At 54.2% G+C, this 22,813-nt stretch carries 19 protein-coding genes; 5 read left to right on the forward strand and 14 right to left on the reverse strand.

The features are described from left to right. Positions 1-6: 6 nt before the first annotated feature. Together sdhB and AB8516_RS11305 are read left to right on the forward strand one after the other, a co-directional pair. Positions 7-762, forward strand: coding sequence for a succinate dehydrogenase iron-sulfur subunit (gene sdhB, locus AB8516_RS11300; RefSeq protein WP_369160649.1), 756 nt, complete (start codon positions 7-9; stop codon positions 760-762). A 128-nt stretch (positions 763-890) separates the two neighbouring features. Beyond that, entirely contained in the window at positions 891-1,562 is a 672-nt protein-coding gene (locus AB8516_RS11305) for an OmpA family protein (RefSeq protein ID WP_369160651.1), read from the forward strand. A gap of 78 nt (positions 1,563-1,640) precedes the next feature. On the opposite strand, the gene erpA is transcribed toward AB8516_RS11305, so the two are convergent. The 4 genes from erpA to argC all read right to left on the reverse strand — a co-directional run bounded on the left by erpA (position 1,641) and on the right by argC (position 4,375). Then, positions 1,641-1,991, reverse strand: coding sequence for an iron-sulfur cluster insertion protein ErpA (gene erpA, locus AB8516_RS11310; protein ID WP_369160653.1), 351 nt, complete (start codon positions 1,989-1,991; stop codon positions 1,641-1,643). A gap of 148 nt (positions 1,992-2,139) precedes the next feature. Continuing rightward, complete coding sequence (locus AB8516_RS11315) at positions 2,140-2,598, reverse strand: polymer-forming cytoskeletal protein (RefSeq protein WP_108291930.1); 459 nt, start codon at positions 2,596-2,598, stop codon at positions 2,140-2,142. A 21-nt stretch (positions 2,599-2,619) separates the two neighbouring features. Further along, positions 2,620-3,339: a DUF6776 family protein gene (locus AB8516_RS11320; protein ID WP_108291932.1), complete on the reverse strand. Its 720-nt coding sequence runs from the start codon at positions 3,337-3,339 to the stop codon at positions 2,620-2,622. A 4-nt stretch (positions 3,340-3,343) separates the two neighbouring features. Continuing rightward, complete coding sequence (gene argC / locus AB8516_RS11325; protein ID WP_369163270.1) at positions 3,344-4,375, reverse strand: N-acetyl-gamma-glutamyl-phosphate reductase; 1,032 nt, start codon at positions 4,373-4,375, stop codon at positions 3,344-3,346. Positions 4,376-4,644: 269 nt separating this feature from the next. On the opposite strand from argC, the gene AB8516_RS11330 reads away from it, so the two are divergent. From AB8516_RS11330 to AB8516_RS11340, 3 genes are all read left to right on the forward strand, one after another. Then, entirely contained in the window at positions 4,645-5,349 is a 705-nt protein-coding gene (locus tag AB8516_RS11330) for a DUF4126 domain-containing protein (RefSeq protein ID WP_369160656.1), read from the forward strand. Between the two features lie 84 nt (positions 5,350-5,433). Continuing rightward, positions 5,434-5,688, forward strand: a complete 255-nt coding sequence (locus AB8516_RS11335; protein ID WP_069124808.1) for a type II toxin-antitoxin system Phd/YefM family antitoxin — start codon at positions 5,434-5,436, stop codon at positions 5,686-5,688. 22 nt (positions 5,689-5,710) lie between these two features. Next, complete coding sequence (locus AB8516_RS11340) at positions 5,711-5,965, forward strand: Txe/YoeB family addiction module toxin (RefSeq protein ID WP_369160658.1); 255 nt, start codon at positions 5,711-5,713, stop codon at positions 5,963-5,965. A gap of 162 nt (positions 5,966-6,127) precedes the next feature. Here the strand turns inward: AB8516_RS11340 and prpF are convergent, their stop codons facing one another. The 10 genes from prpF to AB8516_RS11390 form a co-directional block, all read right to left on the reverse strand. After that, positions 6,128-7,306 (reverse strand): 2-methylaconitate cis-trans isomerase PrpF, encoded by a 1,179-nt coding sequence (prpF, locus tag AB8516_RS11345; protein WP_369160660.1) that lies wholly within the window; start codon positions 7,304-7,306, stop codon positions 6,128-6,130. 206 nt (positions 7,307-7,512) lie between these two features. Beyond that, positions 7,513-10,098, reverse strand: a complete 2,586-nt coding sequence (gene acnD / locus AB8516_RS11350) for a Fe/S-dependent 2-methylisocitrate dehydratase AcnD (protein WP_369160662.1) — start codon at positions 10,096-10,098, stop codon at positions 7,513-7,515. A gap of 158 nt (positions 10,099-10,256) precedes the next feature. Further along, positions 10,257-11,411, reverse strand: a complete 1,155-nt coding sequence (gene prpC, locus AB8516_RS11355; RefSeq protein WP_369160664.1) for a 2-methylcitrate synthase — start codon at positions 11,409-11,411, stop codon at positions 10,257-10,259. Positions 11,412-11,588: 177 nt separating this feature from the next. Next, positions 11,589-12,479, reverse strand: a complete 891-nt coding sequence (prpB, locus tag AB8516_RS11360) for a methylisocitrate lyase (RefSeq protein ID WP_369160666.1) — start codon at positions 12,477-12,479, stop codon at positions 11,589-11,591. 120 nt (positions 12,480-12,599) lie between these two features. Further along, entirely contained in the window at positions 12,600-13,268 is a 669-nt protein-coding gene (locus AB8516_RS11365; protein ID WP_369160668.1) for a GntR family transcriptional regulator, read from the reverse strand. A 188-nt stretch (positions 13,269-13,456) separates the two neighbouring features. Next, complete coding sequence (locus AB8516_RS11370) at positions 13,457-15,349, reverse strand: propionyl-CoA synthetase (RefSeq protein ID WP_369160670.1); 1,893 nt, start codon at positions 15,347-15,349, stop codon at positions 13,457-13,459. Positions 15,350-15,924: 575 nt separating this feature from the next. Further along, positions 15,925-16,935, reverse strand: a complete 1,011-nt coding sequence (locus AB8516_RS11375; RefSeq protein ID WP_369160672.1) for a porin — start codon at positions 16,933-16,935, stop codon at positions 15,925-15,927. 500 nt (positions 16,936-17,435) lie between these two features. Further along, positions 17,436-18,425, reverse strand: a complete 990-nt coding sequence (locus AB8516_RS11380) for an aminoglycoside phosphotransferase family protein (protein WP_369160674.1) — start codon at positions 18,423-18,425, stop codon at positions 17,436-17,438. 86 nt (positions 18,426-18,511) lie between these two features. Beyond that, positions 18,512-21,655: an efflux RND transporter permease subunit gene (locus AB8516_RS11385; protein ID WP_369160676.1), complete on the reverse strand. Its 3,144-nt coding sequence runs from the start codon at positions 21,653-21,655 to the stop codon at positions 18,512-18,514. Beyond that, the gene (locus AB8516_RS11390) at positions 21,652-22,788 is read right to left on the reverse strand and encodes an efflux RND transporter periplasmic adaptor subunit (RefSeq protein WP_369160678.1); all 1,137 of its coding nucleotides are present in this window, start codon (positions 22,786-22,788) and stop codon (positions 21,652-21,654) included. Before AB8516_RS11390 ends, AB8516_RS11385 begins: the two co-directional genes overlap by 4 nt. Positions 22,789-22,813 lie beyond the last annotated feature (25 nt).

Below are 22,813 nucleotides of genomic sequence, written 5' to 3' on the forward strand. Positions count from 1 at the left end.
GATGTCATGATGGGTAAAACAATCGACCTGCAGATTCGTCGGCAAGACACCCCATATAGCCCACCCTATTGGCAGACATTCTCGATACCCTACCGCGAGGGCCATAACATCGTCTCAGCCCTGATGGTGATCCGCGAACATCCACTCACGCAAGATGGTCAACTCGTCGACCCGGTCGCCTGGGAGTTCAACTGCATGGAAGAGGTCTGCGGCGCCTGCTCCATGGTGATCAACGGGAAGCCTCGGCAAGCCTGCTCCACACTGATCGATTCACTCGAACAACCTATAAAACTTGAACCCCTGGGTAAATTCCCCGTAGTTCGGGACTTGATGGTCGATCGCAGCAAGATCTTCAGCGATCTGAAGAGAGTACGTGCCTGGATCGAAATTGACGGCGCCTGGGACATCCATCAGGGCGCACCCCGCATTTCGCCGGAGACATGGAAGGAGAGCTACCTCTACAGCCGCTGCATGAGCTGCGGTTGCTGCATGGAGGCCTGTCCGCAGTATGGCATGGAAAAAGAGTTTGTCGGTCCCGCCGCCCTGGCTGCCGTCCGATTGATGAACAACCATCCCACCGGCAGCTATCATCAACAGCAGCGCCTACATGCCATCATGGGCGATGGCGGGCTCAGTGATTGCGGCAATGCGCAGAACTGCGTCCGGGTCTGCCCAAAACAGATTCCACTCACCACCGCTATCGGCGAACTGGGGCGTCAAACCACCCTGCAATTGTTTAGGGATCTGTTCGGCAAGAGCTGATGGCCCCATCCCCGCATCAACACGATCATCCATCAACAATTGTGAAAATGTCGCATCGTTGGCAGTTACGATGACCTGATATTGGTAGCATTAACCAATTGGCTGATGGAGACCACAGGAGATAAATGATGGCTATTCGAAGCACACTTTGCAGCCTTGTCGCAAGCATGGTCATGCTACAGGCATGTACCACTGTCGATCCCTACACAAGGGAGGAGAAGACATCCAAGGCAACCACTGGCGCCATGATCGGGGCAGTCGCCGGAGCTGTTCTGGGAATTGCCACTTCCAAGGATAAAAAGAAGCGCAAAGAGCGCGCATTGAAGGGTGCAGGAATCGGTGCGATTGCCGGAGGCGGTGTCGGTTACTATATGGATGTACAGGAAGCCAAGCTTCGTCAACGCTTGGAAAACACCGGAGTCAGCGTAACCCGTGATGGGGACAACATCATCCTCAATCTGCCCGGCAATATCACTTTCGAAGTCGATAAATCAGATGTGAAGCCCAACTTTCTGGAGATACTCGGCTCGGTCGCCCTGGTGCTGCAGGAATACAAGTCGACCATGATTGAAGTGGCTGGCCACACCGACAGTACTGGTTCGGAATCCCATAACCAGATGTTGTCGCAGCAACGCGCCCAGTCGGTTTCCAATGCCTTGGTTGAAAACGGTGTGGAAGGTGTCCGTATCGATACGGTAGGCTTTGGTGAAACACGGCCAACCGCGTCCAATAAAACACCTGCGGGACGGCAACAGAACCGCCGTGTGGAATTGACCCTGCTACCCTATGCCGAGGGTTAATCAAGAATCACTAGAGACTGTCCCACAGGGGCCCGCATACCATGGAGTGGTGATGCGGGCGCCGGGTTGGGGAGATGATCAGACAGAAAACGAGGAGCCGCAGCCGCAGGTTGTAGTTGCATTGGGGTTGCGGATGATGAACTGGGCACCCTGCAGGCCTTCGGTATAATCAACCTCGGCTCCCATCAGATACTGCATGCTCATGGGGTCCACCAACAGGGTTACACCCCCTGTCTCAACCCTGGTATCGCCATCATTTTCATTCTCATCGAATGAGAAGCCATATTGGAACCCGGAGCAACCCCCACCCTGTATATATACACGTAACATCAGATCAGGGTTACCCTCTTCAGCAATCAGTGAAGCGACCTTGGAGGCAGCCGCTTCGGTAAAGATGATAGAATCGTTGTGTGTATCTGCGCTAGTCATGATGTTGGCCCTGCTCTCTCCGGCCTGGTATCCCAGGCGGGTCTAATAGTTGCCAAACCTAATACGGTTTGTCGCGGTAAATTATATGGAAGTATGCAATTACCGAGAAAAACAGTCAAGTATTATTCACAAACAATTCTGTTACGGCTTAACCCTCAGGGGTAATCACCTTCTCCCCATCACTCACCACCGTCTCCTCCTGCTGTGGCTTCCCATCATACGGCAGCTGCGGGGGATCCTGCTCAGAGGCGTGAATCAGTTTGCCGTTGACCTCCGCCCCCATCGCCATCTCCAGCATGGCGTAGGTCAGGGTGCCGGTTATTCTTGCCCTGGGCGCCAATTCCACTCGGTTGCTTGCGATGACATCCCCGACTACCGTGCCGTTCAGCATCACATTGCCTACCCGGACGTTGCCATCTATGGTGCCCAATTCACTCAATGTCAGGGTCGCTGACGGATCCTGTGGATCGGACAGCACATCGCCCCTGATCACGCCATCCACATGCAGTCCATTGCTGAAGGTGATATCACCCTTGATTTCAGTGCCCGAACCGATCACTGTCGTAATTCGAGGTGAACGGAATTTTTTCTTACTCTTACCAAACATAGTGATTTTTTCCTTTCTACATCAGGATATTGGTGACCAGTTATAGGCTTCACTCACAGGCTTCAATTTGGAACTGCTCGGCTTGACATCGATCTTGATGGTTGCGGGTTCAAAACCTGTCGGCAGATGCAGCTTGCCTTCCACATTCTGGTAGTAGCGAAAACGCATCTTATGACTGCTGAGTTTTTCATCCGACAACTCATCCAGCTTTAAAAGCTTGGCCTGACCATCCTGCAGTCCCATGATCGACAACTCGATCCTTCCCTTCACGACGCTACCACTGTTTATTACCTGGCTGACGGAAAATTTATAGACAAACTGCTGCGCCTCAAGTCCCGCCTCCAACTTGAAATTCTGCACTCTAAGCACTTGTTGTTTGGACGATGTGGAGACTATGCCGCGCAGAAAAGTCAGCTCCTCCTCCATCTTCAAGCGCTCATCCTGCAGCTTCTTGATCTGCTCACGAATCGCAAGCAATGCCTCTCGGTCCACTTCGGCAGCCTGCTTCACCATGGCCAATTGACGCCTCAGTTCATTGCGTTCCTGCTCCAGGGTTTGCACATGATCCATGCCCGATTGCAGCCGGGCAAAGCCCTGGGCAAGACTGCTACCTCCCTGTTTGTAGGCCATCCAGGCCACCCCGCTCAGCAAGAGTAGCAGCAGGCATAATCGAATCCAGCGTGGCACGCCCTCGTTGGCGCCGACGATCTTGGGTACGCGATATTTGTTGATGTCTACCATGAACTCAAGGTAGCAGAGCGACCTGATTCAAACCACAATCTTCGTTCAGGTCAAACATCAGATTCATATTCTGCACCGCCTGTCCCGCAGCGCCCTTCACCAGATTGTCGATCACGGAACTGACCACCACCACATCGCCTTCCCGGGGGGAGTGCACCGCGATGCGACAGTGATTCGCACCTTTCACGCTGCGCGTCTCCGGATGGGAGCCTGGCGGCATTATGTCGACGAAGCAGTCCTGCCGATAACGCTTCTCGAACAGTGCCTGCAGATCAACCGAGCGATCAGTCAACCGGGCATAGAGGGTTGCCTCGATACCACGAATCATCGGCACCAGATGGGGCACGAAGGTCAATCCCACCGGCTCGTCAGTGACCCGGCTCAGGGTCTGTCGGATCTCTGGTTGATGACGATGACCGGGAATGGCGTAGGCCTTGAAACTCTCACCCATCTCACCCATCAGCATGGCAACGTTTGCGGATCTTCCGGCGCCGCTTACACCCGACTTCGTATCCGCTACCAGGAAGTCGCATGCCACAAGGCCATTTTCAATCAATGGAAGAAAACCGAGCGCAACGGCAGTAGGGTAACATCCCGGATTGGCCACCAACCGTGCCTCACGTATAGTCTGACGATTCAACTCCGGCAGACCGTAAACCGCCTCAGACAGCAGCTCCGGGCAGGTATGCTGCATCCCATACCACTGCTCCCACACAGCTTGATCGGCGATCCTGAAATCAGCGGCCAGGTCAATGACACGCACACCTCCCGCCAGTAATTCCGGAACCTGGGTCATGGCAACACCATTGGGTGTAGCGAAAAAGACCAGGTCACACTCACCAAATTGTGCCGCATCGGGCGCTACAAAAGAGAGATCCGTAAGGCCACGCAGATTCGGGAAGAGATCGGCAACCGTCCTCCCGGACTCCGCGCGCGAGGTTATGGCAACGAGTTCGCATGATGGATGGGCCACCAGCAACCGCAGCAACTCAACACCGGTATACCCGGTTCCACCGACAACACCAACCTTTATCATATTCAAGGCAACCTGTTTTCTGCAGCCAATGAATATTTACATCACCTTAGGCCCAACAAGAGTGTGGCGCTCTGAGAAATATTCACAAACTGGATTAATGTTAAGACAGCTATCATAAGGCTTGGTTAATAAAAGAAAAAGTCAACTGTCTCGAAAACCTAAACAATTGTGAACTCGGGGGCTTTTAGAGCGTGAAAAACAAACTTTGAGTGGAAATTCTATTCTATTGCCTCCACATTAGTACAAGGATACTCAGCAGGAAGGCCGTTATGGAGACTATCGACACCCTTGCACTCACCCTAGGCACGGGATGGGCCGCAGGCATCAATCTGTATGCCGCAGTCCTGGTTTTGGGCTATCTGGGTATGACCGGCCATGTGACACTGCCCCCCGGACTCGAGGTACTGAGCGATCCATTGGTAATGGGCATCGCCGGCATCATGTATTTCATCGAGTTTTTTGCCGACAAAACGCCGGGGGTCGACAGTGGTTGGGACGCCTTGCATACCTTTGTGCGCATTCCGGCAGGCGCCCTGCTGGCAGCCGGCGCCGCCAGTGGTTTTGAGGTCAACCAGGCCGCCGAACTCGCCGCCGCACTGGTCGGTGGAACCATGGCAGCCGGGAGCCATTTCACCAAGGCCGGCACCCGTCTGATGATCAATACCTCACCGGAACCGGTAACTAACTGGACAGCCTCCATCGCCGAGGACCTGGCGGTCATCGGCGGACTCTGGGCAGCACTGAACTATCCGCTGGCGTTCATCATCCTCCTGGTGCTGTTCGTCGCCCTGGTGATCTGGCTGTTGCCGAAAATCTGGCGGGCGTTGAAATCCCTTTTTCGTCGTATCGGCACACTTTTCGCAAAAGAACCACCTACCGCTGATTCCTCCGTAGAGAACCAGTCAGAACATCCCGACGTACTGAAGTCACTCTTTCATTCTGCAAATACAGGCGATCAAGGTACAGAGAAATAGGCTTCTATGACGCATCATTGTGATACTTGATTCGCTCAAGTTTTGTTGTACAATATATTGTACAACATAAAACTGGGATCACCAATGGACGCCATCGCCTACAGTATCGCCCGTGCCAAATTAGCCAGCACCATGAACCAGGTTTGCGAGGACCATGCACCAGTCATCATCACACGCAAGGGAGCGGGATCGGTGGTGATGATATCGCTGGATGATTATCAGGCCCTCGAAGAGACTGCCTACCTGTTACGCAGCCCTAAGAACGCCCGTCGTCTGCTTGAATCGATTGCTGAACTGGAAAGTGGCGGCGGTAGCGAACGCTCACTATCACAGGAGTGACGAATCTGACAGGGACGTCGGTATGAAACTCATCTTCTCCGAACACGCCTGGGAGGACTACCTCTATTGGCAGCGGGCAGACAAGAAAACTTTACGCCGTATCAATCAACTTATTCAAGCCATCCAAAGGGAACCCTTTTCAGGGATCGGTAAGCCTGAACCTCTCCGCCACGGTCTTTCGGGCTACTGGTCGCGTCGTATCGATGAGGAGCATAGAATCGTCTACAAAGTGACTGATGATAGTCTTCTGATCGCTCAACTGAGATTTCACTATTAAGATTTTCCGATCTCTTTTCCGGTGCCTAAAATTCAAACAAAAACTTTTTAATTCCTGCACACGTTCCACCTATCTTATTGTATTTAAATAGAAATAATCGAACGGGTTTCTACCGAAATGAAGTAAGTCCAGTGGTAATGCTTATAGCAACAAGGGGCTGTCTTAAAGCACATCTCCCGGAATCCGCACCCAGCCTTCCATCAATATCCGCGCACTGCGGCTCATCACCACCTTTTCAACAATCCAGTTGCCGTTCTGTTCGATGGCTGCGGCGCCTACCTTGAGGGTGCCGGAGGGGTGGCCGAAGGTGACCGCTTCCCGCTCGCCGCCACCGGCGGCCAGGTTGACCAGAGTGCCGGGGATGGCCGCCGCGGTGCCGATAGCGACAGCAGCTGTGCCCATCATGGCGTGGTGAAGTTTGCCCATGGAGAGAGCGCGTACGTTGAGGTCGATATCGCTCGCATTGATCGCCTTGCCGCTGGAGGCGGTGTAGTCCGCCGCCGGTGCGACGAAGGCCACCTTGGGGGTGTGCTGGCGGGCGACCGCCTCTTCCACCCTGTTGATCAGTCCCATTTTGATGGCGCCATGGGCACGGATAGTCTCGAATCGCGCCAGGGCCGCCGGATCGCCATTGATCGCCTCCTGCAGCTCGATGCCGCTGTAACCGATCTCCTCGGCATTGAGAAAGATGGTGGGGATGCCTGCGTTGATCATTGTGGCCTGGAAGCCGCCAATGCCGGGTACTTCCAGCTGGTCCACCAGATTACCGGTAGGGAACATGGCCTCTGAGGGGTCCACAGGGCTCATGAACTCGATCTTCACCTCTGCCGCCGGGAAGGTGACGCCATCGAGTTCAAAGTCGCCGGTCTCCTGCACCCGGCCGCCGGTGATGGGTACATGGGCGACGATAGTCTTCTCGATATTCTTCTGCCAGATGCGTACCACGGCGATGCCGTTTTCGGGGATGCGACCGGCATCCACCAGGCCACTGGCAATGGCGAATGAGCCAACCGCGGCGGTGAGGTTACCGCAATTGCCGCTCCAGTCGACAAAGGCTTTGTCGATGGCGACCTGACCGAAGAGGTAGTCTACGTCATGATCGGGTTTATTACTCCTTGCCAGGATCACCGTCTTGCTGGTGCTGGAGGTGGCGCCACCCATGCCGTCGGTGTGCTTACCGTAGGGGTCGGGACTGCCGATCACTCGCAGTAACAATTTGTCCCGGGCCCCACCCGGTGCCTGGGCGGGCTCTGGCAGGTCTTCCAGATTGAAAAAGACGCCTTTGCTGGTGCCGCCTCGCATGTAGGTGGCGGGGATGCGGATCTGGGGTGGGTGTGACATATGTTTATCGTCCTATCGAAACGGTAATCGATATCGTTGACCACCGATGAATGCCAATCACCGCGAATCTGCGCAAATTGATGACGGATTTAACGATGCCCAATCGCGATCATTTGCGGTAATTAGCATTCATTGACGGCATTCTCTTTTAAGCCAGTGACAGATTAGTGGGCCACCTCTTCAGCCTGGCCCACCCTAGGTTTTGCTTAAGCCGTGGCGAGGAAGTCCTGGGCGAAGCGCTGCAGCACGCCGCCTGCGCCGTAGACCGATACCTCTTCGGCAGTGTCCAGGCGGCAAGTAACCGGGATCTCGACCGTCTCGCCGTTGCGCCGTCGCATGACCACTGTCAGTTCAGTACGCGGTGTGGGTTCGCCGACAACATCGAAGGTCTCGGTACCGTCGATGGCATAAGTATGACGATTCTCGCCCCGCTTGAACTCCAGCGGCAGCACACCCATGCCCACCAGGTTGGTGCGGTGGATACGCTCGAAGCCTTCGGCCAGGATCGCCTCGACGCCTGCCAGGCGCACACCCTTGGCGGCCCAGTCGCGGGAAGAACCCTGACCGTAGTCGGCACCTGCGACGATGATCAACGGTTGTTTGCGTTGCATGTAGGTCTCAATCGCCTCCCACATGCGCATTGGCTCACCCTCTGGTTCCAGCCGGGCCAGGGAACCCTGTGTCACTTCACCCTGGTCGTCCCGGCACATTTCGTTAAGCAGCTTGGGATTGGCGAAGGTGGCGCGTTGTGCGGTGAGGTGGTCACCCCGATGGGTGGCATAGGAGTTGAAGTCCTCCTCCGGCAGACCCATCTTGGCCAGATATTCACCCGCCGCGCTGCTCTGCAGGATGGCGTTGGAGGGCGAAAGATGATCGGTGGTAATGTTGTCGCCCAACACCGCCAAAGGACGCATACCGCTCAGGCTGCGCTCACCCGCCAGGGCACCCTCCCAGTAGGGAGGACGGCGTATGTAGGTACTTTGCGGCCGCCAATCATAGAGCGGGCTCTCCGCCTGCTCCCGGTCACCCAGGTCGAACATGGGCTGGTAGATCTGGATGAACTGCTCCGGCTTAACCGACTGGTTGACAATAGCGTCGATCTCCTCGTCACTGGGCCAGATGTCGTTGAGTGTGATCGGGCAACCTTCCTTGTCGCGACCCAGGACATCCTGCTCAATGTCGAAACGCACGGTGCCGGCGATGGCGTAGGCAACCACCAGTGGCGGCGAGGCGAGGAAGGCCTGCTTGGCGTAGGGGTGGATACGGCCGTCGAAGTTGCGGTTGCCGGAGAGCACCGCGGTGGCGTAGAGGTCCCGATCGATGATCTCCTGCTGGATCTTCGGGTCGAGGGCGCCGCTCATGCCGTTGCAGGTGGTGCAGGCGTAGGCGACGATACCAAAGCCGAGTTTCTCCAGTTCCGGCAGCAGGCCCGCTTCTTCCAGATAGAGCTTGGCGACCTTGGAGCCCGGCGCGAAAGAGGACTTTACCCAGGGTTTGCGGGTGAGTCCCAGTTGATTGGCCTTGCGCGCCAGCAGGCCGGCAGCCACCACGTTGCGTGGGTTGGAGGTGTTGGTGCAGCTGGTAATGGCGGCGATGATCACCGCCCCGTCGGGCATCACACCCGGCTTCTCCTCCCAGGCACCGGCGATACCACGCTCGGCCAGGGCGGAGGTGGGCAGGCGGCGGTGGGGATTGGAGGGTCCCGCCATGTTGCGCACCACGCTGGAGAGATCGAACTCCAGCAAGCGTTCGTAGTCGGCGGCTTCAAGGGCGTCAGCCCAGAGACCTGTGGTCTTTGCATAGTTCTCCACCAGGGCTACCTGCTCGGGCTCGCGACCTGTCAGCTTCAGGTAGTCGATGGTCTGTTGATCGATATAGAAGAGGCCCGCCGAGGCGCCGAATTCCGGAGTCATGTTGGAGATAGTGGCTCGATCGCCGATGGTGAGGCCCTCTACCCCCTTGCCGAAGAATTCGAGATAGGCTGAAACCACCCGTTCCTGACGCAGGAACTCGGTCAGGGCAAGCACGATATCGGTGGCGGTGATACCCGGCCGGCGCTGGCCGGTTAGATTGACGCCGACGATCTCGGGTAATCGCATCATTGAGGCACGGCCCAGCATCACGTTCTCCGCCTCCAGGCCGCCGACGCCGATGGCGATGACACCGAGGGCGTCCACATGGGGGGTATGACTGTCTGTGCCGACGCAGGTATCGGGAAAGGCCACGCCATCACGGGACTGGATCACCGGTGACATCTTCTCCAGGTTGATCTGATGCATGATGCCGTTACCGGCGGGGATCACGTCCACATTGTCGAAGGCAGTCTTGCACCACTCTATGAAGTGAAAGCGATCTTCGTTGCGGCGATCCTCGATAGCCCGGTTCTTCTCGAAGGCGTCCGGTTCGAAGCCGGCGTGCTCCACCGCCAGTGAGTGGTCGACGATGAGCTGGGTCGGCACCACTGGATTGACCTTGGCCGGTTCTCCCCCCTTGTCGGCAATGGCGTCGCGCAGGCCGGCCAGGTCGACCAAGGCAGTCTGCCCCAGGATGTCGTGGCAGACCACCCGTGCCGGATACCAGGGGAAGTCCAGATCGCGCTTGCGCTCGATGAGCTGCTTCAGGGCGTCTGTCAGCAGGTTCGACTCGCAGCGTCGCACCAACTGCTCCGCCAACACCCGTGAGGTGTAAGGTAGTCGGTCATAGGTGCCGGGCTGGATAGTCTCGACCGCCTCGCGGGTGTCGAAATAGTCCAGGTCGCTGCCCGGCAGGGGCTTTCTATAGTTTGTGTTCATTGAGTTCTCGTTCGATACGATAGCAGGGCAGTTTCGAGTTATGAGTTTTTAGCTTTGAGTTTCGGTGTGCGCTGCGCACACGTTTTTTTTAAAAAAACCACGAGCGTAGCGAGTACCGACAACTCAAAACTCATAACTTAAAAACTCAAAACCAATCCTCAGCCTCTTTCTTCGATCGGCACCCAGGCCCGGTTCTCCGGTCCGGTGTAGTTGGCCGAGGGGCGGATGATCTTGCCGTCTTCACGTTGCTCGATCACATGGGCGCCCCAGCCGCTTATGCGGGAGATGACGAACAGAGGGGTGAACATATCAGTGGGCACACCCATCTGGTTGTAGGAAACGGCTGAGAACCAATCAAGGTTGGGGAACATCTTCTTGATCTCCCACATTACCGACTCCAGGCGGTCGGCGACGCTGAACATGGTCATGTTGCCCGCCTCCTCTGAGAGCTCCTTGGCAACCCTTTTGATCACATCGTTGCGGGGGTCACCCACAGTGTAGACCGGGTGGCCGAAGCCGATGACGATCTCTTTGCGTCCGACCCGCTCGCGGATATCAACCTCCGCCTCGTCTGCAGTACGGTAACGGCTTTGGATACGGAAGGCTTCTTCGTTGGCGCCACCATGCTTGGGGCCACGCAGTGCACCGATAGCCGCGGTTATTGCCGAGTACATATCGGAATTCGTACCGGCCACCACGCGAGCAGTGAAGGTTGAGGCGTTAAACTCATGCTCGGCGTAAAGTACCAGCGAAGTGTGCATGGCGCGTACCCAGGACGCTTTCGGCTTCTCACCATGCAACAGGTGGAGGAAGTGACCGCCGATGGAATCGTCATCGGTCTCAACGTCAATACGCTTACCGTTGAACGCATAGTGATACCAGTAGAGCAGGGCCGAGCCGGAGCTTGCCATCAAGCGGTCGACGATGTCCCGCGCCTCTGAGGCGGGGTGGGTCTCCTTCTCCGGCACACAACTGCCCATCACCGAGCAGGCGGTGCGCATCACATCCATTGGATGGGCGGAAGCCGGGATCGCCTCCATAGCCTGCTTCACCGCCTGGGGCAACCCGCGCATCGATTTAAGTTTGGTCTTGTAGGCGGTCAGTTCAGCGGAGGTTGGGAGTGCGCCATGAATCAATAGGTAGGCGATCTCCTCGAACTCCGCCTTCTCTGCGAAATCGAGAATGTCGTAACCGCGGTAGTGCAGGTCATTACCGGTACGGCCTACGGTACAAATTGCGGTGTTACCGGCAGCGGTGCCTGAGAGGGCGACCGACTTTTTCGCCTTGGGAAGGATTTGATTGGGTTCGCTCATTGGGAAACCTCCTCTGATACGATTGATAATTGGATAGTGTTTTGCAAAACTGGTTTAAAGAGTGGCCGCAAATGGACACTAATCACCGCGAATACGCGCAAATGATATGATTGCTCAGAAAAAATATTTGCTTTCATTTGCAATAATTAGCGTTATTTGCGGCATGAATCATTTACGTTAAGCCGTCTCCTCTGAAGCAAACAACTGATCCAGCTTCTGTTCAAAATCGTGATAGCCGAGATAGTCGTAAAGATCGGAACGACTTTGCATCAAGTCAACAACCCCTTGTTGCGTCCCCTCACCACGTAGGGATTGATAAACCTTCAGTGCAGCAGCATTTGCCGCGCGGAATGCACTCAGGGGATAGAGGGCGATACTCACACCTGCAGATGCCAATTGATCTGTTGTAAACAAGGGAGTAGCGCCAAATTCAGTGATGTTGGCCAATACCGGAACCTTAACCGCCGTTACGAATTCCTGATACTGATCGAGATCATTCATTGCCTCAGGGAAGATCATGTCCGCTCCGGCCTCGACACAGGCGCATGCTCTGTCAATGGCAGACTGCATACCTTCAACGGCAAGCGCATCGGTACGCGCCATGATTACAAAATCATCATCGAGCCTGGCATCCACTGCCGCCTTGATTCGGTCGACCATCTCATCCTGGGTGACAATCGCCTTGTTGGGACGATGACCGCAACGTTTTTGCTGCACCTGGTCTTCGATGTGCACGGCAGCTGCGCCGAACTTATTCATATTGCGTATGGTGCGTGCAATATTGAATGCCCCTCCCCATCCGGTATCTATATCAACCAATACAGGAAGATCGGTCACCTCCGTCATACGACGCAGATCAGTCAGGACATCCTCCATCGTTGTGATACCCAGGTCAGGGATACCACAGGAGCCCGCAGCAACACCACCACCCGAAATATAGAGAGATTGATATCCCGAGGCCTCCGCCAGCCTGGCATGATAGGCGTTGATGGCGCCCACACACTGCAAGGGCTTCTCTTGTTCGATGGCAGCGCGAAAACGTGCGCCTGGATTTTGCTGGTTGGTCATTTCGTATCCTCAACATAAAAAGTTTTGAGTTATGAGTCTTTTGTTTTGAGTTGTGGTGTTCGCTACGCTCACTTTTTCTAACTCAAAACTCATAACTAAAAACTCAAAACTCACATCTGGTTAATTTTCCAGCAACATTCTTTCCACGTTTCTACGTGAGGAACGAATATGCTGACGCATCAAAAGCTCCGCCATTTCAGGGTCTCGAGAGGAAATGGCATTCAACAGATAGTGGTGCTCATCATAGGCCTGACTGGAGCGCTTACTGCGCATCCCGAACTGGTAACGGTACATACGCAACAGATGATAGAGATCGTTGCAAAGCAGACCGATCAGTTGATGATTTTTGCTACCTTGAACAATACGGTAATGGAAGTCGAGGTCACCCTGCTTTTGGAAATACGCCTCACCATGCTGTTCTTCAATCTGTCGTCCATGCTGATCCAACAGCAGCTGTAGCTCCTCTATCTCCTTATCACTCATATTTTGTGCCGCCAATCTCGCAGCCATCCCCTCAAGGGCTTCACGTACCTGATAGATTTCAATCAACTGTTCGTATGAAAGCGTCACCACTCGAGCACCCAGATTGGGTTTACGCTCAACCAGCTTTCTCGCTTCAAGTCGCCCGATCGCTTCTCTCAATGAGCCTCGACTGACTCCGTGCTGTCGAGCAAGTTCCGGCTCACTGATCTTACTCCCAGACGGAATTTCTCCTTCAACGATGGCACGCTGAATCGTATCGAAGAGACGATCTGTTAGCGTGATAGTGATTGGATCGTTCTTTTCCACTCGCGACTGACTCCGCATAAATATCTCAAATTGTCGACACATTTAATCGTAATAAGGCATATATTGACTAAAATATAGCCTATACCGCTAATTATGTCGACACTTTATTGAATATAGTGATTTTGGTGCCCTACCCGATTGCTTCCGTGGTGAGGTAGGGCACCCTCTCTAAGCCAATCTATCCCGTTTTATTTTGCATAACCCAGGGTTTGTAAGGAGGACGAGATCTCGTCCAGAATCGCAGGATCATCAATCGTGGCGGGCATCTTCCACTCCTGACCGTCGGCGATCTTCACCATTGTTCCCCGCAAGATCTTTCCTGAGCGTGTCTTGGGCAGACGTTTAACAATGGCGATGTGCTTAAATGCCGCGACTGGTCCAATCTGTTCTCGCACCCGCTTCACCAATTCAGCAGCAAGCTCATCTGCAGAACGTTCGACACCCGACTTCAAAACAACAAACCCCAAAGGCAATTGCCCCTTCAAGGTATCGGATACGCCGATCACAGCACACTCCGCCACATCGGCATGGCCCGCCAATACCTCTTCCATCTGACCCGTGGAGAGGCGATGTCCCGCCACGTTGATAACATCATCGGTACGGCTCATGATCCACAGATAGCCATCTTCATCCTTGTATCCGGCATCACCCGTCAGGTAATACCCGGGATGGGCGCTCAGATAGGAGTCGACGAATCGTTGTTCGTTATTCCAAAGGGTTGGCAGACACGCGGGGGGCAAGGGCTGTTTGATTACGATATCCCCCATCTCACCTGCAGGTTTTTCAACGCCCTGGTCATCAAGCACACGCACGTCATAACCCACCATGGATACCGTTGGAGAGCCGGCCTTTATCGGAAGTGGTTCAACACCCATGGGATTCGCAGCAATAGCCCAGCCTGTCTCGGTTTGCCACCAATGATCGATAACCGGTTTATCGAGCATGGTTTCAGCCCAGTGAAGCGTGTCAGGATCGCAACGCTCACCCGCAAGAAACAAGGCATCCATACAGCCGATATCATACTTCGACATATAGGCGCCCTGCGGATCCTCTTTCTTGATTGCCCGGAACGCGGTTGGCGCAGTAAACAGCACTTTGACTTTATACTCACTGATCATTCGCCAGAATGCGCCAGGATCGGGAGTACCGACCGGCTTGCCTTCGTATATGACAGTGGTGCAACCGGCTAACAGAGGACCGTAGACAATATAGCTGTGGCCAACCACCCACCCGACATCGGATGCAGCCCAGTAGACATCTCCCGCCTCAACATTGTAGATATTCTTCATCGACCAGAGCAGTGCAGCGGCATGTCCACCGTTGTCACGCACCACGCCCTTGGGCTGGCCTGTGGTACCAGAGGTATAGAGGATATAGAGAGGATCTGTTGCCTCAACCGGAACACAATCGACGGGATCGGCCTGTGCCACTGACTCTTCCCAATCGAAATCGCGACCTTCCTGTAATTCAGCCGCCAATTGGGTCCGCTGTTTGATGATGCACGTGGAAGGTTTATGCCGGGCTATCTCAATCGCCTCATCAAGCAGTGGCTTGTATGCGACTAAACGGCTGGGCTCTATACCGCATGATGCGGAAAGTATCATTTTAGGCTGACAATCATCGATCCGTGTAGCCAGCTCTTTTGCCGCAAATCCACCAAAAACAACCGAATGAATAGCGCCAATTCGGGCGCATGCCAACATGGCAATGGCCGCTTCCGGTATCATCGGCATATATATAATGACCCGATCGCCCTTTCCCACACCGTGGGACGCTATCACACCTGCCAGCCGGGCCACCGTATCCCGCAGTTCGCTGTAGCTGTAGGCACGCTTCTGCTCTGTTACCGGACTGTCGTAAATCAACGCCAGGCGATCACCATTTCCCGCCTCCACATGGCGATCCAAAGCGTTATAGCAGGTGTTGAACATTCCGCCACTAAACCAGCGTGGCGAAGGTTTGGCCGATTCATCCAAAACCTTATCCCAATTCTTGTACCAGTGCAGACCCTTGGCGACTGTACCCCAGAATACCTCAGGGTCATTCAACGACTGTTGATAGATCTCGGCATAACGTGACATGTGTGGGAGCTCCTCTGGTGTTGTCTTATCTGATTAAGTGTCGACATATTTTGTTGAATTATGCTGTTAGAACCTATTTTATAGTAAATTTTTTCTATAATGTCGACACTTTTCTGTAAATTTCTTGTTTTCGCCCGATATGGCCATGCACATAAAAGCCCCAAACAGGTCAGTACCTGAGATGCCCGGAAAGTGATATCCGTTTGATTAAATTAAATAAAAGTAAGAATATCCCGGACTCAACTTAAATATGCACTAATCATGGCGCGTTGAGAGAAGCTTTGTGATTCTAAATGAACGACGAGCAATAACGAGTGGCGCTTTTCTGGATACGCTATCTGATTGCCTGTGCTTTTATAGTATTCGATTGGCAACTCTATTGAGTGCGTAAATTGTTATTTGGCTGCAACACACGAATATCCGCCAATCGTACAGAGACATTAAGCCTGTGATATGGGCCCAGAAGAGAGGCTGTATTAATACTAAACAGCGGGGATTGGAAGTATAAAAAAACTGACCAAAAAAAACGGGGCCGATAGGCCCCGTTTCTCAACTCGAAATAGTCTTGTGAACTATTAGAAGTTGTGGATCAGACCAGCGAAGAATGCATCAGATTCAACATCGGTCTCGTCTTCTTCATAAGAGGTGAAGCCGACGTGAGCTACGGTGCGCTTGCTCATTGCATGCTCGTAACCAACGCTGAACTGAGTGACTTCGTTCTCAGGATCGGCAACAGGCATACCAACATTTACATTCGGTGTAAAACCAGGTACCAGCGCAGTAACACCACCATTGGTGGAATCACCCATCAGGTACTGAGCCTTGATCTTGCCAGCGCCGCCGACTTTGACGTGACCGCTCAGACCGAGGTAATCAGGATCGTCCACACCGTCGAGGTCCAGATCCATGGAAGCGAACATGATACCAGCCTGCCACATTCCGCCATTCCAGACTGCGGTAGCGCGCAGCAGTGAAGGTTCAGCGTCTACTGCAGAACCGAGGTCGTAGCTGTTGTAGGCCAGAGATGCGAAGAGCGGGCCATTGCTGTAGAGGCCGGCCAGGGAGATATGATCGGCAATACCGTCCAGGTCGAGGTCACCTCTCTCACCGGGGACCAGAGCGCCGACGAAGGTCAGACCGCCCATGGCAGGAGAGACGTATGCGATGACGTTCTCAAGGCGGTCATCGCCAGGAATAACGTTGGCAAGGTCGCCGTTCGGCAGATCGCCGAACTCGTCGAATTTACCCTGGGACATCTTCATAGGGGTATCATGAGTACCCAACAGAGCGGTACCGAAACCACCGGACAGGCCGATGAACTGATTACGATCGCCAAGACCGTCAGCGCCGTCATCATTGTGTACTTTGAATTCGAAGTGATAGAGAGCCTTGAGTCCGCCACCCAGGTCTTCGCTGCCTTTCACACCAACGCGAGAGTGGATGCTGTCCACGCCCCAAACGTCTTGATCACCATTATCAACATTTTCGATGATGAAGTGTGCTTTACCAAACAAAGTGGCATCAGCCATGACTGCGGCAGGAGCCACCAGTGCAGCTGCAATTGCCAGAGAGAGTACTTTTTTCATTGAGTTAACTCCGAGAATTGATGGGTAGAAAATTGACTACGATGCGAATATTAGTCAACAGCGTGGCAAATTGCAAGTGTTTCTTTGCAAAAAAGACACAGAAAAAATAGCTGTTGTAAATTTGCGACACCAACTATAAAGCAGGAATCAAAAAACAGAACATCAATGGGTTATAAAAATTAGTTTAAAGAATTTCTAGGAGTTAATCTGTTTATTCCTGAGCGCTTCACTCAGTTATTGTTGCGATAATTTTAGGCCGGAAAGAGCAACAACAACACAAGCCGTAACAGCCTGTCAAGTCACAGGAAATCAGGGGATTAGATTATGATCGTAACAGGCAACATAAAAAACTGGCATGAATTGTCTGATTGATAGGATAACCTTATGGCCTGTTACCACTGATCCAAGCCCCTCTGGCGCATCTGAAAAAGCGCTACCCAAGGTGCGAGGAGTGAAGTTTGGTGATACAAAATGAACAACGGCAATGCACAGTGGCGTTTTCAGGCAGCTTTCAGGTATGGCAAGACCCGGAGCCGGATAAATTCACTAAGTTCTTGCAGCGGTACGGACTCGGTTTTCAGTTGGGTGATATAGCCGAGTGTTCGCGGAATCTCTTTCAAATAGCCCGGTTTACCGTCACGCCTGTATAACCTGGCGAATATCCCACTCGCTTTGAGATGACGCTGTACGCCCATCAGATCAAACCATGTCAGAAACGGTGTTTCATGTTCGGAACGTAGGATTCCGGACTGAAGCGCAAGCTCGTAATACCCCATCGCCCAGTCACGAACCCGCCCATCCGGCCAGCTTACATAGCAGTCACGCAACAGTGACACCAAATCATAGGTAACCGGGCCTATCACCGCATCCTGGAAATCGAGAATACCTGGATTATGTCTTGTGGTTACCATCAGATTGCGCGAATGGTAGTCACGATGCACGCAGACCTGCGGTTGCTGCAGAGCACTATCTGCCAGCAGTTCGAATACCCGTTCCAACATCGAGAGTTCTTCATGTGTCAATGAGAGGCTCAGCTCCTGCAGCAACAGCCAATCTTTAAACAGCGCCATCTCCTGCATCAACAGGGCCCGGTCATATTTCGGCAGACCATCACGCGGCCCACAGGCCTGCAGCGTGGCCAATGCACCCAAGGCATCACCGTAGAGCCTGTCGACGGTTTCCGATGACAGCCTGTCAAGATAGAGCTCAGTGCCGAGATCCTCGAGCAGCATAAAACCCTGGGTGAGATCCCGCGCATAGATATGCGGTACGTTCAGACCGATTGACTCGAGGGCTTCCGCCACTTTCACAAAGGGCCTGGAATCCTCTCTATCCGGAGGGGCATCCATGGCGATATAACTTTTTCCATTTTCGATTAAGCGAAAATAGCGGCGAAAACTTGCGTCGTTGGAAGCAGGCTCGAATGAGTAATCCGATAACTCTGGCAATGACACCAGCCACTTTTTCAATTGTTCTATTCGTTGTGGCATCGTTTTCTAATCAGTCTGCAACTTTGATATGAGGCAATCCGGCCAGCCGGGGCCTGATGATTGTACCAGAAGAGGCTTTAATGAAATCAGTTATCCGTCGCCAGGACTGCATTATCCTCCCCGGCGCCGAAACGGGAAGTGACGCGTATCCTCATATCATCCGCAATGAGATAGAAACAGGGGAGTGCAAGCAGGATCAACACCGTCGCAAACAACAGCCCGAATCCAAGACTGACCGCCATCGGCGAGAGAAATGCCGTCTGCCCGGTGGCGAAAAAGATTAATGGAGAGATACCGAGAAAGGTGGTTGCGCTGGTCAACAGTATCGGTCTGATACGCACCCGTCCCGCTTCCACCAGGGCCTCTTTACGTTCCCATCCCTCGCGTCTCAAGCGCTTGGCAAAATCGATCAGGATCAATGAATCGTTGACCACGATTCCTGTCAGCGCGAGAAAGCCGATCAGGGACAGGAATTGCAGATGAAAATCGAAAATCACATGCCCCACGATGACGCCGATAGCGCCGAATGGGATTGCGAACATCACCACCAGCGGATCAAGCAGCGATCTGAACAGGGCGGCCAATATGAAAAAGATAATCGCTAAAGCGATCACACCTGCTCGCTGCATGCCGATAATCGACTCTTCGGCCTTTTTCTTCTCTCCGAGGAAGATCAGGCGCTGGCCTTCAGCGAGACGACTGAACTCGGTGGTGATCCGTTCCAGTACCTGATTGGGCGTGGTGACCTTCGGATCGACTTCCGCGGTGATAGTGGCCAATCGATGAAGATTTCGCCGGTTGATACTGTTATAGCCTCTCGCCTCCACGATATCCGCCACGTCACCCAGGTAGAGGGTGCGTCCATCATCCAGGGTAATGGGCAATCGCTCCAGGGCGCCGGCATCGCGGCGCAGTTCGTCATTGTAGATCAACCGAACGGGTATGCGTTTGTCGCGCCAGCTCACGTGGGCCAGCTTCAAACCGAGAAAACCAGTGCGTACCGCATTCGCCAGTTCTGTCTGGGTAAGTCCCAGGCGGCGTCCACGTTCATTGAGCTGATAACGATATTCCAACTTGCCCGGATCCATGTCCTGCCTGGCATCCGAAACACCCGGCATACGGCTGAGAAAGGTGCGAATCGTCTCTGCGGTTTGACTGATGCGATCGACCGATTCACCCACAACGCCGATCTCAATATCAGCACCCGCAGGGCCTCCCTGGGTACGCAGAATGGACATGCGCTGTATACCCGGTATTTGCTGCAACGCCTGACGTACATCTTCTATGACCGCTTTTGAACTTCGCTCGCGGCTGCCTTCCCAGGAGAATTTCAGACTCACCAGCGGCGATATCCAGCGTTCGATAAAGCCACTGGGTTTCTGCTGTTTCAGGTCGACAATCAACTGAATATAACGGCTACCGATTTTCACCCTGTGAAAGTCTATGAACATCACCCCCACATTGCTCAGCAAAGTCTCCAGTTCGTCTTCTTTCAGTGTTTGCATCAGCGTCTCTTCAAGCTTGTCCGCCAGACGCGATGCATCATCGATACTATAGGTACTGGGTGCTTCCACATTAACGAAGAACTGTCCCACATCCACATGACTGAAGAGCAGAAAGGGAATACGGGTCTGGGCAAATACAATCGTGATCGCCAGCACACCGATGCTCAACATGGCCACCGGATAGCGATAGTCGAGGCACCTTCGCAATAACTGGGTATAGCGGCGATTCAATGCACTCCAATCGATTCGTCCCGGTTTTCGCTCTCTGGTGGCACGCAGGAACTCCTTGGCATGGGACGGCAGCACCCCGAAGGCCTCCAGCAGGGAACCCGCCAGGGAGGCGCTGACCACCACAGGTATCACAGCAATGAATGCACCCATGGTGCCGCCGATGGCAAACATCGGCATGAAGGCGGCAATGGTTGTGGTGGTCGAGGCCACCACGGGCCAATAGACCTCCTTGGTGCCCAGAGCAGCCGCTGCGGCCGGGGACTCGCCCATTTCCAGATGGCGATAGATATTCTCATTGACGATGATGGCATCATCTACGATCAAGCCCAGCGCAATCAGAAATGCAAACAGGGAGACCATATTGATGCTGTAACCCAGCATATGCAAGGCTATCACGGCTACCAGGAAAGAGACCGGAATACCGAGCGCAGTGATGAAAGCGACCCGGAAATTGAGCATCAGGTAGAGCGCCAACAGCACCAGGGCAAGCCCGACAATCCCCGATGACTTGACGGTGTCGAGACGGTTCTTCACATATACCGAGAGATCGTTGAAAAGCCCCAGACTGACCCCCGCTGGCAGTGTCGCTCTATGTTCCAAGACAAATTCGTTCACCAGATTCGCCACATCGATGGTCGATGCCTGGCTGGTCTTGTTGATGGTCATGTTGACGGATGGCTTGCCATTGAATCGACCCAGAGTCTGGGACTCCTCCAGACGCAGCTGTACCTGTGCCAGATCGCCCAATCGCAGCTGCCCGCCCCGTTCATCATGACGCAGCACGATCGCCGCCATCTGGTCGGGGTCGGGAGGTACTCCCATGCCCCGCAAGCGTATATCGCCTCCGGATGATTTAAGGGTGCCGCCGGGCAGATCAAGCAGGTTGTTCCGCAAGGCATGGGCAATCTGATTGAGTGAGACGCTCAAGGCCGCCATCACCCGGGGATCGACAACCACCCAGACCTCCCATTCACGATCACCGGCCATACCCACGGATGCGACACCCGGCAGTTGGATCAGTTGATCCTTGATGTCCGTGGCGATGCGATACAACTCGCCCCGGGATATGCTACCGAACAGGCTCACCGAAATGACCGGGAAGCGGGTCTCGAGCCGCGCCAGTTCCGGTTCCTCAGCCTCGTCTGGCAGATCATCCACCTGATCGAGAGCGGTTCTGACCTTGCGCATGAAATTGTCCACATCGGAACCGCTTTTCAGCTCGATGAGGATACTTGAACTGCCCTCGCTGCTGGTGGAGCTGACCACATCGATGTCGGCCAAGCCATCCAGTTCCTGTTCGATGGGGAGAGTGACCTGACGCTCCATCTCTTCCGGTGAGGCACCCTCGAACACGGTGGTGATCCTGACCTTATCCTGTTCCACCACGGGAAACATCTCTTGCGGCATGGCGTACCAGGAGATCACTCCCGCCAGTAGTATGATCACCAGCATAAGGTTGACCATCAGGGGATTTCGGATGGAAAAATCGATCAAGGCACTTTCCCGCCGGGTTCGACCTGAACCTCGATATCGTGGCTGAGCACTTCCACATCCCGGGCAACCAGCAGATCACCCTGTTTCACCCCCTGCAGTAACAACTGCAAATCACCCTGGCGTATACCCGGCACCACCTGTCGACGCACCAGACGACTCCCTCGCACCAGAAAGACATAGTGCTTACCCTCCTCCCGCATTACGGCGGAGACAGGCACCACCAGGGCATCCTTTCTGGGACGCAGGGGCAGATCCACCCTGCCCAGCTGTCCAGGCAGCAATCCCTGCCCCGGTATCCTGATTCGCAGGGGATGGGTATGGGTCTGAGGGTCCGGATCGATCTGCAGGGCTACCAGTTCACCACCCACATCGCGACTATCCACTTTCACACTCAATGGTTGCCCCAGAGACAAAGCGGCAGCGACATCGCCACTTACCGCCATCTCAAGCTCCAACACGGCGTCATCGATCAATTCAAGCACCGGATTGTTGCCCTGAACATAGTCGCCCTCCTCAACCATGACACGGTTGACCCGCCCATTGAAAGGCGCCAGTAAATGGGTGCGTTGAAGATTACGCCGAGCCCGGTTGTTTGCCGCCTCCTGACGGTCGAGACGGGCCTGATTGCTCTGTTGACTGAAAACGAGCCGGGCCTCTTCACTCTGCAGATTGATCAACTGCTGGCGCGCACTCTCCCTGGTTGAGACAGACGCCAACGAACCCTTACCCAGTTTCTCCAGGCGCTGATATTCCCGCTCAGCCAGCTGTCGGTTCTCCCGAGCCAGTTTCAGCAATGCTCCATCCCGCTCCAATGTGGCCCGTGTCTCGGTCAACCGGGACTCTGTCTCACTCAATGCGTCCCGATAGTCCTCGTTATCCAGTCTCAGCAGCAGATCACCCTGGGATACGGACTCGCCGGGCTCCACTTCGCGTGCACTCAGCTCACCCGCCACTTCGAAACGCAGGGACGCAATCTGCCGTGGGCGCAGCACACCGGTGAAGGGCACCTTCGGCAGCAGATCCCGCCGTACCACTTCCGCCACTTCGACACGGGTAATACCCGGCTGCTTCATCTCCACATTGGCCTCGGGACGGGTCATAAACAGCGTCACGACGATCACGACAGTGCTCATCAGAATAGCCAGGGTGATTAGAAAA

It is taken from the genome of Candidatus Thiodiazotropha sp. LNASS1, from assembly GCF_964212655.1.
In the GTDB taxonomy this organism is placed as follows: domain Bacteria; phylum Pseudomonadota; class Gammaproteobacteria; order Chromatiales; family Chromatiaceae; genus Thiodiazotropha.